This is a genomic window from Micromonospora globbae, assembly GCF_036184225.1.
Lineage (GTDB): Bacteria > Actinomycetota > Actinomycetes > Mycobacteriales > Micromonosporaceae > Micromonospora > Micromonospora globbae.
Genome location: NZ_CP108084.1, coordinates 1,462,918 through 1,478,755, shown reverse-complemented (window position 1 = coordinate 1,478,755; position 15,838 = coordinate 1,462,918). Strand labels below are relative to the sequence as shown.

General features: G+C 74.1%; 14 protein-coding genes and 1 pseudogene. 6 read left to right on the top strand and 9 right to left on the bottom strand.

What is annotated here, in order from left to right; translation table 11 throughout:
- Position 1 precedes the first annotated feature (1 nt).
- Entirely contained in the window at positions 2-730 is a 729-nt protein-coding gene (locus tag OG994_RS06535) for a helical backbone metal receptor (protein WP_328852536.1), read from the top strand.
- Positions 731-814: 84 nt separating this feature from the next.
- Here the strand turns inward: OG994_RS06535 and OG994_RS06530 are convergent, their stop codons facing one another.
- On the bottom strand, positions 815-1,780 hold the full coding sequence (locus tag OG994_RS06530) for a TerC family protein (RefSeq protein ID WP_328853678.1): 966 nt from the start codon (positions 1,778-1,780) through the stop codon (positions 815-817).
- 288 nt (positions 1,781-2,068) lie between these two features.
- Positions 2,069-2,761, bottom strand: a complete 693-nt coding sequence (locus tag OG994_RS06525; protein ID WP_328852535.1) for a CBS domain-containing protein — start codon at positions 2,759-2,761, stop codon at positions 2,069-2,071.
- Positions 2,762-2,978: 217 nt separating this feature from the next.
- Between OG994_RS06525 and OG994_RS06520 the strand changes: the two genes are divergently transcribed.
- Both OG994_RS06520 and OG994_RS06515 read left to right on the top strand, forming a co-directional pair.
- A complete protein-coding gene (locus OG994_RS06520; RefSeq protein ID WP_192902048.1) occupies positions 2,979-3,536 on the top strand; it encodes a DoxX family membrane protein in 558 nt (185 codons plus the stop codon).
- 181 nt (positions 3,537-3,717) lie between these two features.
- Complete coding sequence (locus OG994_RS06515; RefSeq protein ID WP_120326789.1) at positions 3,718-4,110, top strand: FKBP-type peptidyl-prolyl cis-trans isomerase; 393 nt, start codon at positions 3,718-3,720, stop codon at positions 4,108-4,110.
- Between the two features lie 355 nt (positions 4,111-4,465).
- Here the strand turns inward: OG994_RS06515 and OG994_RS06510 are convergent.
- Positions 4,466-4,780 (bottom strand): annotated as a pseudogene (locus tag OG994_RS06510) (STAS domain-containing protein); the annotation flags it as partial.
- Between the two features lie 273 nt (positions 4,781-5,053).
- Positions 5,054-6,319 carry a L,D-transpeptidase gene (locus OG994_RS06505; RefSeq protein ID WP_120326787.1) on the bottom strand — a complete coding sequence of 422 codons (1,266 nt, stop codon included), beginning with the start codon at positions 6,317-6,319 and terminating at the stop codon, positions 5,054-5,056.
- A 560-nt stretch (positions 6,320-6,879) separates the two neighbouring features.
- On the opposite strand from OG994_RS06505, the gene OG994_RS06500 reads away from it, so the two are divergent.
- Together OG994_RS06500 and OG994_RS06495 are read left to right on the top strand one after the other, a co-directional pair.
- Positions 6,880-7,842 carry a sugar phosphate isomerase/epimerase family protein gene (locus tag OG994_RS06500; RefSeq protein WP_328852534.1) on the top strand — a complete coding sequence of 321 codons (963 nt, stop codon included), beginning with the start codon at positions 6,880-6,882 and terminating at the stop codon, positions 7,840-7,842.
- A 23-nt stretch (positions 7,843-7,865) separates the two neighbouring features.
- The gene (locus OG994_RS06495; protein WP_328852533.1) at positions 7,866-9,971 is read left to right on the top strand and encodes a PQQ-dependent sugar dehydrogenase; all 2,106 of its coding nucleotides are present in this window, start codon (positions 7,866-7,868) and stop codon (positions 9,969-9,971) included.
- 105 nt (positions 9,972-10,076) lie between these two features.
- On the opposite strand, the gene OG994_RS06490 is transcribed toward OG994_RS06495, so the two are convergent.
- From OG994_RS06490 to pdhA, 3 genes are all read right to left on the bottom strand, one after another.
- A complete protein-coding gene (locus tag OG994_RS06490) occupies positions 10,077-11,444 on the bottom strand; it encodes a dihydrolipoamide acetyltransferase family protein (protein WP_328852532.1) in 1,368 nt (455 codons plus the stop codon).
- 156 nt (positions 11,445-11,600) lie between these two features.
- Positions 11,601-12,623 carry an alpha-ketoacid dehydrogenase subunit beta gene (locus OG994_RS06485; protein ID WP_328853677.1) on the bottom strand — a complete coding sequence of 341 codons (1,023 nt, stop codon included), beginning with the start codon at positions 12,621-12,623 and terminating at the stop codon, positions 11,601-11,603.
- Positions 12,620-13,783, bottom strand: coding sequence for a pyruvate dehydrogenase (acetyl-transferring) E1 component subunit alpha (gene pdhA, locus OG994_RS06480; protein ID WP_328852531.1), 1,164 nt, complete (start codon positions 13,781-13,783; stop codon positions 12,620-12,622). The genes OG994_RS06485 and pdhA overlap by 4 nt, the downstream gene beginning before the upstream one ends.
- A gap of 105 nt (positions 13,784-13,888) precedes the next feature.
- Here pdhA and OG994_RS06475 point away from each other — a divergent pair, with 105 nt between their 5' ends.
- Positions 13,889-14,395, top strand: coding sequence for an Lrp/AsnC family transcriptional regulator (locus tag OG994_RS06475; RefSeq protein WP_120326782.1), 507 nt, complete (start codon positions 13,889-13,891; stop codon positions 14,393-14,395).
- 15 nt (positions 14,396-14,410) lie between these two features.
- Here the strand turns inward: OG994_RS06475 and OG994_RS06470 are convergent, their stop codons facing one another.
- Both OG994_RS06470 and OG994_RS06465 read right to left on the bottom strand, forming a co-directional pair.
- Positions 14,411-15,379 (bottom strand): DNA polymerase domain-containing protein, encoded by a 969-nt coding sequence (locus OG994_RS06470; RefSeq protein WP_120326781.1) that lies wholly within the window; start codon positions 15,377-15,379, stop codon positions 14,411-14,413.
- Positions 15,380-15,553: 174 nt separating this feature from the next.
- Positions 15,554-15,784: a hypothetical protein gene (locus tag OG994_RS06465; protein ID WP_120327068.1), complete on the bottom strand. Its 231-nt coding sequence runs from the start codon at positions 15,782-15,784 to the stop codon at positions 15,554-15,556.
- Positions 15,785-15,838 lie beyond the last annotated feature (54 nt).

Sequence of the window (15,838 nt, the reverse complement as noted above, 5' to 3'; positions counted from 1 at the left end):
GGTGCGGGTGGTGTCCCTGGTGCCGTCGCTGACCGAGGCGGTGGCCGTCACCCTGCCCGGGGTGCTCGTGGGCGCCACCGACTGGTGCACCCACCCGCCCGGGCTCGACGTGCCCCGGGTGGGCGGCACCAAGTACCCGGACCTGGAACGCGTGCTGGCGCTGCGACCGGACCTCGTCCTGCTCAACGTCGAGGAGAACCGCCGCGTGGACGCCGACGCGCTGACCGCGGCCGGGGTGCCCGTACGCGTCACCTATCCCCGTACGGTCCCGGAGGCGCTCGCCGAACTGGCCGACCTGCTCGCCGCCCTGGGCGCGGCGGAGGAGCCCGCCTGGCTGCGTACCGCCCGCCGCGCCTGGGCCGACCCGCCGCGGCTGACGCCGGCACGTCGCGCGGTCGTGCCCGTCTGGCGCCGGCCCTGGGTGGTCCTGGGCGCCGACACGTTCGCCGGGGACGTGCTGCGCCGGCTCGGGGTGCGCAACGCGTACGAGGGGCACCCCGAGCGCTATCCCCGCCCCGACCTCGCCGCGCTGCGCGAGGCCGGCCCGGAGCTCGTGGTGCTCCCCGACGAGCCGTACCGCTTCACCGCCACGGACGGCCCGGAGGCCTTCCCCGGCACGCCGTGCGCGCTGCTGTCCGGACGGCACCTGACCTGGTACGGCCCGTCCCTCGCCGAGGCGCCGGCGGTCCTCGCCGACCAGCTGGCCCGGCCGGTGACGCACCCGGCCTGACCGGCCGCTCGGGCCGGGCACCTCCCGGGCGGGCCTGACCGGCCACTCGCGCTGAACGCCCCCGGCGGTCGGCCGGACCGGCCGCTAGGGCTGTGCGTCGCCCGGTGGCTGGCCGGCCCGGCTGGCGCGGCGGCGTCCCCGGCGCCCGGACAGCACGCTCCAGACGATCGACACCGACAGGGTCAGCACCACCACCGCGAAGGTGAGCCAGATCGGCAGCTTCCCCACCGGCGTCTCGGCCAGGATCAGCTTCAGCCCGGCGAAGCCCAGCAGGAGCGCCACGCCGTAGCGCAGGTAGCCGAAGTGCCGCAGCAGCCCCGCCAGGCAGAAGTAGAGGCTGCGCAGGCCGAGCACCGCGAACGCGTTCGCGGTCCAGACGAGGAACGTGTCGGTCGTGATGGCGAGGATCGCGGCCACCGAGTCGATCGCGAAGACCACGTCGGTCGCCTCGATGGCGACCAGCGCCACCAGCAGGAGGGTGGCCCGGCGGCGCCCCGCCGCGCGGACGGTGAACCGGTCGCCGTGGTAGGCGGGGTCCGTCGGCACCACCCGGCGGAACAACCGGACCACGACGTTGCGCCCCGGGTCCACGTCCGGCTTCCCGCGTACGGCGAGCCGCCAGCCGGTCCAGATGAGGAACGCGCCGAGCACCACACCCGCCCAGGCCAGCCGCTGCAGCAGCTGCGCGCCGGCCACGATGAAGACCAGCCGGAACAGCAGCGCGCCGACCACGCCCCAGAACAGCACCTTGTGCTGGTAGCCCGCCGGCACGCGGAAGTAGCCGAAGAGCAGGGCGAACACGAAGACGTTGTCCACCGACAGCGCCTTCTCCAGCAGGTAGCCGGAGAAGTACGCCACGGCCGGGTCGCCCCCGCGCCACAGCCAGACGAACAGGCCGAACAGGACCCCGGCGCCGATCCAGACGGCGCTCCAGACCAGCGCCTCGCGCAGCTCGATGACGTGGTTGTCCCGGTGCGAGAGCATGTCCACCGCGAGCATCACGGCGATGACCCCGCTCACCGCGGCCCACGCCCAGACCGGCGCCGACAACGTCGCCTCGCCCACCCGGCGCCCTCCGCATCGACCGCCTCACCGGGGTGCCGCTCCCGCCGCTCGCCGCGAAGTTCCGGAGCACAGGGGCGCTTTTCGAGCCTAGGCCAGCGGCGGGGCCGGCGAGCCGGCTCCGCCGAGATCCCCGCCGCTCGCGGCCGGGGTGCGGCGGCCGGTCCAGGGTCCGCCTCACGCCGACCGGACGGGCGGGTGGCGGGCGGGTCTCGCGGCGGCCCGGGTGGGGATCGGCCCCAAGGCGACCCCGGCGGCCGCCGCGACCCGGGAGTCTCACGCCACGGGCGTCACCCCGCCCGCCTCCACGAGGGCCGTGTCGTCGGCGTCGAACACGATCCGGTTCGACACCCGGACCACACCGCTGACCTGGGCCGCGAGCCGGCCCGCGAGGTCGGCGGCGGACCGCCGGTCGACCCGGCCGGCCAGGGTGACCTCACCGGCGCGGACCTGGACGGTGACCAGCCCGTCCCGCACGGCGAGGATCCGGTGCAGCACCTCCTGCACGACGTCCTCGCGGATCGCGGCGTCGCTGCGCAGATGCACCCGCAGCAGGTCGCCGCGGGTCACGATGCCGACCAGCCGACCGAGGTCGTCGAGCACCGGCAGTCGCTTCACCTGCTCGCGGTCCATCGTGCGGGCCGCGGCCGGCAGTGACGCCTCGGCGTACGTCGTGACGGGCGGGGCCGTCATCAGGTCGCGGGCGAGCAGCGCACCCGCCTTGCCGTGGGCGCCGCGCCGCCGTCGGCTCTCGAAGATCCGCCGCCGCTCCGGCTCGCCCGTGTGCTCGATCTTGTGCAGCAGGTCCGCCTCGGACACCACGCCGAGCACCCGGCGGAACCCGTCGACCACCGGCACCCCGCTGATCCCCCGCCGCACCAGCACGTCGACGATCTCCCGGTACGGGGTCTCCTCCCGCACCGTCGCGACGTCCCCCGTCATCACGTCGCCCACCTGCCACGTCCTCATCACGTCCTCCTCACCGCTGTCCACCCACGACGCTATGGCCGGAGCGCGCCGTCGGTCAGGGCCGACGGTCCGTGCCGGTCGGCCCGGCCGACCCGGGCGGGAACGGGACCAAGGACCCGGTCGAGGCGGGCCCGCTCGGCCCTGTCCGGGCCGGGCCGCCGAACGGTCCACTGGAGACGTCACCGGACAAGCGCCGTGAGGACGGACGAGAAGGGACGTGGAGACGATGACCGCGACGACTGGGCGGACGACCGCCGGTCCCGCCGCTGTGCCGGCCGGAACGACCCGGGAGAGGGCGGTCCGCTACCTGCACGCCGGCCTCCGCCTGGCCCTGGGCTGGGTGTTCCTCTGGGCCTTCCTCGACAAGCTGTTCGGGCTGGGTCTGGCCACCGAGGGCAAGGACGCCTGGATCGACGGCGGCAGCCCCACGAAGGGCTTCCTCGCCTTCGGCGCCACCGGCCCGTTCGAGGGCTTCTACGGCGGGATCGCGGGCGCGGCCTGGGCGGACTGGCTGTTCATGCTCGGCCTGGCCGCCATCGGCACGGCCCTCGTGCTGGGGATCGGCGTCCGGATCGCGGCGGTCACCGGCGGGCTGCTCCTGGTCATGATGTGGACGGCCGTCCTGCCTCCGGAGAACAACCCGTTCATGGACGACCACCTGATCTACGCGGCCGTGCTGGCGCTCCTCGCCCTCGTGAACGCGGGCGACACGCTCGGCCTCGGCCGGGTCTGGGCGGCGCTCCCCGTCGTCCGGCGGTTCCCCTGGCTGCGCTGACCTCGCTCCCTCCCCCGCCCGGCGGGCGTCACCCCCGAGGTGACGCCCGCCGGCGTCGGTCGCGTGAGGCCGGTCTGCGGACGGGCACACGGGCCGGTCGGCGGGCTGCCGCACACGCGCCCGCCGCCGTCGGGCAGGATCGGGGCTGACCGGAACAGGACGGACGGCAGGAGAATCCCGGATGAACCAGCCAGCAGGTGCCCGCTCGGGCAAGCCCGAGGTCGCGCCGATCGAGGGAGCGCCCCCGGCCGACCTCGTGATCGAGGACATCACCGTGGGCGAGGGCCCGCAGGCCCAGCCGGGTCAGCTGGCCACCGTGCACTACGTGGGCGTCGGGCACTCCACGGGACGCGAGTTCGACTCGTCCTGGAACCGGGGCGAGCCGTTCGAGTTCCCGCTCGGCGGCGGGCAGGTCATCGCGGGCTGGGACGCCGGCGTGGTCGGGATGCGGGTCGGCGGCCGGCGCCGACTGGTCATCCCGCCGCACCTGGGGTACGGAGACCGTGGCGCGGCCGGGGTCATCCGTCCCGGCGAGACGCTGATCTTCGTGGTGGACCTGCTCGGCGTACGCTGAGCCCACGCCTCGGGGCCGTCGACCGACCGTCGGCGGCCCCTCGTGCGTACGCCGCCGCGGTGCGCGGCCCCGGACCCGGCGGCCGTCGGTCCTGGTGGCCTCAGGCGGCCAGCAGCACCGGCTGAGGCGGCTCCGGCCGGGCCGGCGCGGACCGATCCGGGCCGCCCGACGACGGCTGCGCAGCGGCCACGGCCACGCTGGGCTGTGGGGCTGGAGCTGCCACGGTCGGCTGCGCCGCGGCCACGGCCGCGGTCGGCTGTGGGGCTGCCACGGCCACGGTCGGCTGCGCGGTGGCCACGGCGGCCGTCGGCCGTGGCGTGGTGGCCGGCGAGGCGGACGCGGGCCCGGACGTCTCCACCACCGGGATGACCCGGTGCAGACCGGTCACCCGGAGCACCCGCGCCACCACCGGCTCGGGATCGACCAGCACGAGCTCGCCCCCGCGAGTGCGCACCCGCCGATGAGCGGCGACCAGGGCCCGGACGCCGGCGGCGGAGAGCAGCCGGACCCCGGACAGGTGCAGCCGCAGCACGGGACGCGCGGGCGCGGCCCAGAGGGCGGAGCGCAACGCACCCACCGTGGCGATGTCGATCTCGCCCACGGCGTGCACGTCCACGCCGTGGTCGCCCACGCTGACCCGCACGTGGAAGCGGTCGCTGCGCTCTCCCATACTGCTGAATCTAGCCCCGACCACCGACGTTTCCGCCCATCCCGGGGAGTGATTCGGGGTACGCCCAGGGTCGTACCCGGGCAACCCCCGATCCACCTCAGGGACGGGTCCCGCACCCCGCCCCACCACCCCGTCGATCTTGCACTTCCGGCCCCCGGTTCGCACCTTTTCCGGCGTTCTGCCGGGGCAGAAAGTGCAAGATCGCGGGGATGAGGGCGGGCGGGCCGGCCCGCGGAGTGGGCGGGCCGGCCCGGTCGGTGTGCGCCGCGGTGGTCAGCCGCCGGTGACCGACGGGTGCGGGGCGGGCGAGCCACCCGCGACCGCGCCGGGGTGCGCCGGGCTGGCCGGCGCCGGTGCGAGACCGGCGGGCACCGGCAGGGCGCTGCCCTTGACGTACTCGGCCCAGCTGACGTTCCAGGCCGTCCAGCCGTTGCCCTCCGTCAGCGGCACCTCGGTGCCCTTGACCGTCACCAGGTCGCCGACCTGCGTGACGTTCATGAGCCAGTCGGCGGCCGCGGCGGAGACGTTCGTGCAACCGTGCGAGACGTTCGTGTTCCCCTGGTCGCCCTCGGACCACGGGGCGCCGTGGATGAACTCGCCACCCCAGGTGAGCCGCTGGGCGTCCTCGACGTCGACCACGTACGGGTCGGCCGAACCCCGGGTGTCGAACGTCGTGAACTGGTGCTTCTCCATGATCACCATCTTGCCGCTGGACGTCGGCGTGCTCGGCTTGCCGAGGCTGACCGGGATCTTGCGGATCGCCTTGCCGTCGCGCATGACCGTCATCTGCTTGGTGGCGTTGTCGATCTCCAGCGAGACCTGCCGGCCGATCGTGGACGTGGCCCTCCGGTCGGCGTCGCCGACGTACTCCTTGCCGATCGGCAGCCCCTCGAGCCCGGACCGGACGCTGATCTTCGTGCCGGGTCGCCAGAAATCGGGCGCCCGGTAATAGACCTGGCTACCGTCGGACACCCACGACCAGACGCCCGGCTGCGGTGGATCCGTCTTCACGAACAACCGGCGCTGCACGTCCGCCCTGGCCTCTTTCGGAATGGGCGGGTCGAAAGCGACCGTGACTGGCATCGCCGTGCCGTACGTCTGTTTGTCGGCGAAATAGAGAGTGCTGGTCACGGCCGGTCTGGTCGATTTCGGCGAGGTCGTGAACGTGATCGTCCGCGTGGTGGTCTTGCCGGAGTCACCGGTGGCCGTCACCTCGGCGGTGTAGGTCCGCTTCGGCGCCAGGGTGGTGCTCGGGACCCACCCCGACCCGTCCTCGCGCGGCTCGGCCTTGACCTCCTTGCCCTTGTCGTCCGTGATCCGCACCGAGGTGACCCGGCCGCCGGCCACCCGGGTGCCGATCTCGGCGCTGACCGGCACGTCCTTCGTCCTGTCCCCCGGCGTGACGGTGAGATCCGGCGGCGCGGCGTGCTTCGCCCCGTGCCCGTCCCCGGGTTTCGATTCGGAGGTACAGCCGACCAGGACCAGTGGAGTGGCCGCGACGGTTACTGCCAACAGCGTCAAACGCCGCCTCAACTTCATGATGCGTCCCCCCGTTTTCCGCTTCCCTGCGCCTCATTCTCTCCATCCCGCGTACGGCTCCCACGCAATTCGCGGAATAAGGGCGACGCAATTATGGGCGGCATGCGGACCCGTTGCGCCGAATGACGTCGACCGCTCCGCCTCGCCCCGAGTCGGACGGACCGTCGGCTACCGCCATCGGCGGCCCGCCGCGACGGGACCGTCCCGTCCGCGCCGCCGCGCGCCGTGCCGGCCGGATTCGACCCACCCGCCCGTCCCCCGGCCGACGTAGGCCCCGGGCAACTTTTGTCAGCCCCAGCAAAAGTTCCGCCCTCCCCGCGGAACCTTTGCGCTCGACCGTCGACAACGGTACGGTGTCGAGCCAGATAGAAACTTGCCCATCGGTCGATCCGCTGCCCGCTTGCCGCCAGTGGCGCGCCCCGTGTGGGCCCGTCCCCTACCCGCACGCCGACCGCGGCGTCCGCCGGAGGCCCCCTCCGGCCGGTCCGGCGTGCCCGGCCGCGGCAGCGGGTCGACCCGGAACCGCCGGACGGCACGGTCCGGCAGGGAGGGACACCACCATGGAGCAGAGCACACGGCGGTCGGAGCCACCCGAGGCGTCCGAGCCGGTCAGCCGGCGCGGGGTGCTTCGCGCGGCGACCGTCTCGGCCGCGGCGGTCGGCGCCGCCGGGCTGTTCGGCGCCTCGGCCGCGTCCGCCTCGGGTGGATCGAGCCACGGCCGGGGCCGGCGACGGGTGCCGCTGGACCGGATCAGCATCCAGCTCTACACCCTGCGCGACCAGCTCGCCGCCGACCTGCCCGGCACGCTCGCCGCGCTCCGGCGCATCGGTTACCGGCGGGTCGAGCACGCCGGCTTCGTCGGCCGGACGGCGGCCCAGTTCCGGGCCGCGCTGGACGCGGCCGGCCTGCGGGCCACCTCGGGTCACACCGGGATCCCGCAGCCCTTCGACGCCGACGCCTGGGAGCGCGCCCTCGCCGACGCGAACGTCGTGGGCTGCCGGAAGATCGTGCACCCGTGGTTCGGCCTCGACTCGGCCGGACAGCCGATCCGGGACCCGCAGGTCTACCGGGCCCTGGCCCGGGACCTGAACCGCGCGGGCCGCATGGCCGAGCGCGCCGGCCTGCAGTTCGGCTACCACAACCACCAGCTCGAGTTCGTCCCGCTGACCGACGGGCGGACGGGTTTCGAGATCCTCACCGGCGAGACCGACCCCCGCCTCGTCCACTTCGAACTCGACCTGTTCTGGGCCTGGCGCGGCGCGCGCGACCCGGTGGACCTCATCCAGGCCAACCGGGGCCGGATCCGCCAGGTGCACGTCAAGGACATGGACACCAACGCCAGCTTCGCCGACCTCGGCGACGGCCTCATCGACTTCGGGCGGATCTTCGCCCACGAGCGGGAGGCCGGCATCGAGGAGTACATCGTGGAGCGCGACGACGCCGGCACCCCGCCGCGTACGCCCGCCGACGCCCTGGACACCGCCCGCGTCGGCTTCGACTACCTCGCGTCGCTCCGCTACTGACCACCGAGACTCGGGGGACCACCGTGAAGAAGAGGACCGCCATCCTGTCCGCCCTGGCGCTGGTCACGGCCGGGCTCGCCGCGCCCGCCGGGCCGGCCGCCGCCGCGCCCACGCCCGCCGGCCCGCCGCCGGACTCCAGCTTCCAGAAGGTGACGCTCAACGACTACCCGGGCGAGCCGATGAGCCTCGCCGTCCTGCCCGACCTGCGTGTCCTGCACACCTCGCGCACCGGCGAGGTCCGCATCCACGACCCGCGCACCGGCCTGAACACCCTCGCCGCCGACATCCCCGTCTACGAGCACGACGAGGAAGGGCTCCAGGGCGTCGCCATCGACCCCGACTTCGCCCGCAACAAGTGGGTGTACCTGTACTACTCCCCGCCCATGGACACGCCGGTGGACGACCCGGCGACCCCGGACGTCAACGAGGGCGACGCGCCGCTGGTCGGCACCGAGGAGGACTGGGAACGGTTCCGCGGCGTGCTCCGGCTGTCCCGGTTCAAGCTCGAGGGGATGACGCTGAACCTCGCCTCCGAGCAGAAGATCATCGACGTCCCCGTCGACCGGGGGATCTGCTGCCACGTCGGCGGGCAGATCGAGTTCGACAGCAAGGGGAACCTCTACCTCTCCACCGGTGACGACACCAACCCGTTCTTCTCCGACGGCTACACCCCGATCGACGAGCGGGCCGACCGCAACCCGGCGTTCGACGCGCAGCGCACCTCGGCCAACACCAACGACCTGCGGGGCAAGCTGCTGCGGATCCGCGTCAAGCCGGGCGGCGGCTACTCGATCCCGCCCGGCAACCTGTTCAAACCGGGCACGCCGAAGACGCGCCCGGAGATCTACGCGATGGGGTTGCGCAACCCGTTCCGGTTCGCCGTCGACCGACGTACCGACGACGTCTACCTGGCCGACTACTCCCCCGACGCCGGTTCGGCGAACCCCGACCGGGGGCCGGCGGGCCACGGCCGGTGGATGCTCGTGGACAAGCCCGCCAACTACGGCTGGCCGTACTGCGTCACGCCGACCATGCCGTACCGCGACTACGACTTCGCCACCGGCACGCCGGGTGCGTACTTCGACTGCCGGCGCCCGGTGAACGACTCGCCGCACAACACCGGTCAGCGCCGGCTCCCGCCGGTCGAGGCGCCGCAGGTGTGGTACCCGTCCGCCGCCTCGGCGGAGTTCCCGCAGCTCGGCACCGGCGGGATCGGGCCGATGGCCGGCCCCGCGTACGACTACGACGGGCGCAGCACGTCGCGGACGAAGTGGCCGGCCTACTACGACGGGGTGCCGCTGTTCTACGAGTGGACCCGCGACTACATCAAGGAGTTCCGCCTCGACCGCCGGGGCGAGGTGCGCGACATCCGGCCGGTGGTCCCGTCGCTGGTCGTCGACAACCCGATGGACATGGAGTTCGGCCCGGACGGCGCGCTCTACGTCCTCGAGTACGGCGACGGCTACTTCGCCGAGAACCCGGACGCGCAACTGTCCCGGATCGACTTCGTGCGCGGCAACCACACCCCGATCCCGCGGATCAGCGCCGACCCGACGGCCGGCCAGGCGCCCCTCACGGTGCACTTCTCCAGCGCGGGCACCGTCGACCCGGACGGTGACCCGCTCCGCTACGCGTGGGACTTCGACGCCGACGGATCGGTGGACTCCACCGACCCGAACCCGACCTGGACCTACCGCGCGAACGGCCAGTACCAGCCCACGCTGAAGGTCACCGACCGCACCGGCCGGTCGGCCGCCGCCACGCTGCCGCTGCTGATCGGGCCGCGGGCGCCGATCGTCGAGTTCGTGACGCCGACCGCCGGGCAGCCGTTCGAGTTCGGGCAGACCGTCGCCTTCGAGGTACGGGTGACCGACGACCTGCCCGTGGACTGCGCCCGCGTCCGGGTGACGTACATCCTCGGCCACGACGAGCACGGCCACCCGCTCTCCTCGGCGACCGGGTGCAGCGGCACCATCACCACCTTCCTCGACGGCGGTCACGGTGGCGCCGACAACCTGCGCGCGGTCTTCGTGGCCGAGTACACCGACGCGCCGACCGAGCCCGGTGTCCCGCCGCAGACCGGCACCGCCGAGGTGGTGCTCACACCGACGGGCGGCAGCGCCGGCTGACCGTCACCGGCGGCGGTCGGATGCGCCCGGCCGCCGCCCGCGGCACGACCGGGCGTGCGACGGGGGCCGGCACCACACGGTGCCGGCCCCCGTGGCGTACGCCGGTCAGACGGCGGCGATGAGCAGCGCGGGCCGCTCGACGCAGTCGGCGACGTGCCGCAGAAAGCCCCCGGCGACCCCGCCGTCACAGACCCGGTGGTCGAAGGTGAGGCTGAGCTGCACCACCTTGCGGACCGCGAGCTGACCGTCGACCACCCACGGCTTGTCCACGATGCGCCCCACGCCGAGCAGCGCCGCCTCCGGGTGGTTGATGATCGGCGTGGAGCCGTCGACGCCGAACACCCCGTAGTTGTTCAACGTGAACGTGCCGCCGGTCAGCCGCGCCGGTGGCAGGGTGCCCGCCCGCGCCGCGGCCGTGGTGTCGGCCAGTTCGGCGGCGAGTTCCGTGGTGGTGAGCCGCTGCGCGTCGCGGATCACCGGGACGACCAGGCCCCGGTCGGTCTGCGCGGCGATGCCGAGGTGCACGCCCGCGGACTGGACGATCCGCTGGCCCTCGGTGTCCACCCGCGCGTTCAGCTGCGGGTAGCGGCGCAGCGCGGACAGGCAGATCCGGGCCAGCAGGGCCAGGATGCTGACGGGCTGCTCGGGCCGCGCGGCGTTGATCGCGGCACGCGTCTCCAGCAGGCCGGTGGCGTCCGCGTCGACCCAGATGGTCACCTCGGGGATCTCCCGGCGGCTGCGGGACAGCTTGTCGGCGATGACCTTGCGCACCCCGGTCAGCGGGACCACCACGTCCTCGGCTTCTGACGCGACCGGCGGCTGAGGCACCGCGGCCAGCCGGCCGGGCGTGGCGGCGGCCGCGGCCTCCACGTCGGCGCGGCGGATCACCCCGCCCGGCCCGGTGCCGGTCAGGCCGGCGAGGTCGAGGCCGTGCTCCCGGGCCAGTCGACGGACGATCGGCGAGATGACCAGCGGCGCCAGCGTCGCGGTGCCGTTGGCGACGGCGACCGGTCCGGCGACGGTCGCCGTCCCGGCGGACGGGCCGGACGCCGGCCGGGCCGCCGGGGCCGGGTCGGGGGCGACCGCGAGCCGGGGACGGCGACGGCGCCGCCCCGGCCCGTGCCCGGTGCCGTAGCCGATCAGGACGTTGCCCGAGCCCGCGCGCTCCTCCTCGCGGTAGGTGGCGTGCCCGACGGGCTCCGGTCCGTCGCCGGACGCGGGCGCCGCGCCGTCCAGCGCCGCGATCGTGATGAGCGGCTGGCCGACCGGGCGGACCTCACCGGGGGCGCCGTGCAGCGCGACGACCCGTCCGGCGTACGGGCAGGGCACGTCGACGACGGCCTTGGCGGTCTCCACCTCCACCACGGTCTGGTCCACGGTGACCGTGTCGCCGACCGCGACCCGCCACTCGACGATCTCCGCCTCGGTGAGCCCCTCCCCGAGGTCCGGCAGCAGAAAAACACGCTCGCTCATGCCGCTGCCTCCCTCCGGTCGGCACCGCCACGAGACTCAACCGCACTGCGCTCCATGATTCGCTCGCTGCGCTCGCTCATGCCGCTGCCTCCCTCCGGTCGGCACCGCCACGAGACTCCACCGCACTGCGCTCCATGATTCGCTCGCTGCGCTCGCTCATGCCGCGCTGCCCTGGGTCGCCAGGAGCCAGCGCGGGTCCGGCTCGTCGTCCCACTGGAGGCGGGCGACGGCGTCGAGCACCCGGTCCACACCGGGCAGGTGGGTGTGCTCGAGCATCGGCGCCGGGTACGGGATGTCCAGCCCGGACACCCGCAGCACCGGGGCGTGCAGGGCGTGGAAGCAGCGCTCCTGCACCCGCGCCGCGATCTCGGCCCCGACACCGGCGAAGCCCTGCGCCTCCTGGATCACCACGCAGCGGCCGGTCCGGCGCACCGAGGCCGTCACCGTCTCGTCGTCGAACGGCACGATCGTGCGTACGTCGACGACCTCCAGGTCCCAGCCCTCGTCCCGGGCCGCCTCGGCGGCCTCCAGGGCGACGGGCACCGCCGGCCCGTACGCGACGAGCGTGGCGTCGCGGCCGGGCCGGCGCACGACGGCCCGGCCGAACGGCTCGGTACGCGCCGGCAGGTCGGCGTCGGCGCTGGAGAAGTAGAGCTTCTTCGGCTCCATGAAGACCACCGGGTCGGGGTCGGCGATCGCCTCGCGCAGCAGCGAGTACGCGTCGGCGACGGTGGCCGGCGTGACCACCTTGAGCCCGGGGGTGTGCGCGTAGTACGCCTCGCTGGAGTCGCAGTGGTGCTCGACGCCGCCGATGCCACCGGCGTACGGCACGCGGATGACGATCGGCACGCTGAGCGCCCCGCGGGTGCGGTTGCGCAGCTTCGCCACGTGCGAGGCGATCTGCTCGAACGCCGGGTAGGCGAACGCGTCGAACTGCATCTCGACCACCGGGCGCAGCCCGGACATGGCCAGACCGACCGCGAAGCCGACGATGCCGGCCTCCGCGAGCGGGGTGTCGAAGCAGCGCTTGTCACCGAAGCGGGTCTGGAGGCCGTCGGTGATCCGGAAGACGCCGCCGAGCTGCCCGACGTCCTCGCCGAAGACGACCACGCGCTCGTCGTCGGCCATCGCGTCGGCCAGGGCGGCGTTGAGGGCCTTCGCCATGGTGGTGGCCATCAGGCGTCCCCCTCCCGCTCGGCGGCCAGCTCGGCACGGACCTGCTCGCGCTGCTCGACGAGCTGCGGCGTCGGCTGCGCGTACACGTGGTCGAAGAGGCTGAGCGGGTCGACGGTCGGCTGCGCGTTCATCCGCTCGCGCAGCGCGGCCGCGTACGCCTCGGCCTCGGCGGCCACCGCGGCGACCGCGTCGTCGTCCAGCTCGCCGCGGGCGCGCAGGTACGTCTCGAGCCGGCTGATCGGATCCCGGTCGCGCCACGCCTCGACCTCGGCGCCGTCGCGGTAGCGGGTGGCGTCGTCGGCGTTGGTGTGCGGCTCCATCCGGTAGGTGTGCGCCTCGACGAGGAACGGCCCGTTGCCGGCGCGGGCGTGCGCCACGGCGCGGGTGAGCACGGCCAGCACGGCGACCGGGTCGTTGCCGTCGACCTGCTCGCTGGGCACGCCGTAGCCGACGCCCTTGTACGCGAGGCTCGGCGCGGCGGTCTGCCGGGACAGCGGCACGCTGATGGCGTACCGGTTGTTCTGCACGAAGTAGACCACCGGCGCCTTGAACACGGCCGCGAAGTTGATCCCCTCGTGGAAGTCGCCCTCGCTGGTCGCGCCGTCGCCGATGAAGGCCAGCGCCACGGTGTCCCGCCCCTGGTACGCCTCCCCGTAGGCGAGGCCGGCGGCGTGCACGCACTGGGTCGCGAGCGGGGTGCACTGCGGCGCGGTGCGGCGGGCGGCCGGGTCGTACCCGCAGTGCCAGTCGCCGCGCAGCAGGGTCAGCACCTCGACCGGGTCCAGGCCCCGGGACACCAGCGCCATCGACTCGCGGTAGGTCGGGAACACCCAGTCGGTGTCGCGTACGGCGAGCATCGCACCCACCTGGCAGGCCTCCTGGCCGCGCGAGGAGGGGTAGACGGCCAGCCGGCCCTGCTTGGTGAGCGCGGTGGCCTGGGCGTCGAACCGGCGGCCCACGACCATCCGGCGGTACAGCTCGCGCAGGATGTCGGCGGGCGGCTCGGGGTAGTCGGCGCGGGTGGGCAGCGGCGTGCCGGCCGGGTCGAGCAGGCGGACCGGCTCGGCGTCCGGCAGGAGCGGACGGGCGGGGTCGGCCGGGGTGGCCGGCCGGCGACGGGTGCGCGGGGATGCCCTGCGGACCGCCTGGGGTGTGGTCGTCACGGCGGGACCTCCTGGACGTGTGGTGGACCTATGCTCCTGCCTGGCGGATGATTTGCTCAAGATCGGCCATGAACGTGGGACGAACGGCACGCGGAAGGGGCTGTGATGAGCCAGGAGACCGAAACGGAGGCGGCCCCCGCCGCGCCGGCGGGACGTTCGTCCCGCCCGCTCGACGAGGTGGACCGGAGGATCCTCGACGAGCTGGTCCGCGACGGCCGCACCTCGGTGCGCACCCTCGCCGAGCGGATCCACATCTCCCGCACCAACGCGTACGCCCGGGTCGAGCGGCTGGTCCGCGAGGGGGTGATCACCGGCTTCCGGGCCCAGGTGGCGCCCGAGCCGGCCGGGCTGGGTACCTCGGCGTACGTCGCGCTGACGATCGAGCAGAACACCTGGCGCGAGGTGTCCGCGCAGCTCGCGCAGGTGCGCTACATCGAGCACGCCGCGCTGCTCGGCGGCGACCACGACGTGCTGGCGCTGGTGCGGGCGCCGGACAACGCGGCGTTGCGCGACGTCGTACTGGGCCGGATCCAGAGCATCCCCGGCGTGCTCAGCAGCCGCACCTGGCTGGTCTTCGAGGAGTTCGACGGGGCCCGCAGCCCCTGGGTGTGACGAGCGGAGGGACGCTCACCGCTCGGGCGGCGCCTCCAGGCCCTCCCGGTCGGCCAGCTCCAGCAGGGGCTCCAGCGAGAAACGCTTCTCGTCGAGGCCGGCGTGCGGATCGCCGCGCTCGGCGAACCGGGCCGGCATGGAGACCACGTCGAAGTCCTCCGGCCGGGCGTCGTCCAGCTCGGCCCAGTCCAGCGGCGCCGACACCAGCGCCCGGGGCGTCGGCCGGATGGAGTACGCCGAGGCCATCGTGTGGTCACGGGACATCTGGTTGTAGTCGACGAAGACGGGCCGGTCGCGCTGCTCCCGCCACCAGGTGGTGGTGACCAGGTCCGGCAGGCGGCGCTGCATCTCCCGGCCCAGCGCGAGCACCGCCCGGCGGCAGTCCCCGAAGCTCCAGCGCGGCTCGATCGACAGGTAGACGTGCAGGCCCCGGCCGCCGGTGGTCTTCGGGTAGCCGGTCAGACCCAGCTCGGCGAGGAACGCCCGCACCTCGTGGGCCACCGGCACCACCTGGGCGAAGTCCACGCCCGGCATTGGGTCGAGGTCGATGCGGAGCTGGTCGGGGCGCTCCACGTCGGCCGCCGAGACCGGCCACGGGTGGAACCGCAGCGTGCCGAGGTTCGCCGCCCAGATCACCACGGCCAGCTCGCTCGGCGCGACCTCGTCGGCGGTGCGTCCGCTCGGGAAGGTGATGTGCGCGGTGCGCACCCAGTCGGGCGCGCCGGCCGGCAGCCGCTTCTGGTAGAAGGCGTCGCCGCGGTTGTCCTGCCGGGTGCCGATCTTCGCGCCCTCGAAGACGCCGCGCGGCCAGCGCTCCAGCATCGTCGGCCGGTCCCGCAGCGCGCGCAGGATGCCGTCACCCACGGCCAGGAAGTAGCGGACGACGTCCAGCTTGGTGAGGCCCCGCTCCGGGAAGTACGGCTTGTCCGGGCTGGAGACGCGGACCACCCGCTCCCCGACCCGGATCTCCTCCGCCCCCGCCACGCCTCACACCGTAGCGGTCGACGGGCTCCCGCGCGTACGCGAACAGGCCGGACGCCGGCGCGTCGGCCCGGCACCGACGCCACGGCCGGGCGGCAGGGCCGCACCCGTCGGGGCCGGCGGCCGGAGGTCAGCGGCCGGGCGGGCGCACCGCCCGCCCGGCCCGCGCACCCGTCCTCAGCGCTGTTCCTGCTGCATCCGGGCCATGAGCATCTGCTTGCCCTGGTCACCCGCCCGGCGGTTGTTGTCCTGGATCTTGCGGAACCAGTCGGCCAGTTCGCTGTCGCCGCGCTGCTCGGCGTCGGCGATGTACGTCTCCATCCGGTAGACGTGTTCCAGCGACATCTGCAACGTGCGGATGAGGTCGTAGTTCTTGTCCTTGACCGGGCTCTTCTGTTCCTTGGTCATGGTCGCCACGGCGCACCTCCCCTTCCTGCGTCTGGGCCGGGCGCTTACCCGGCC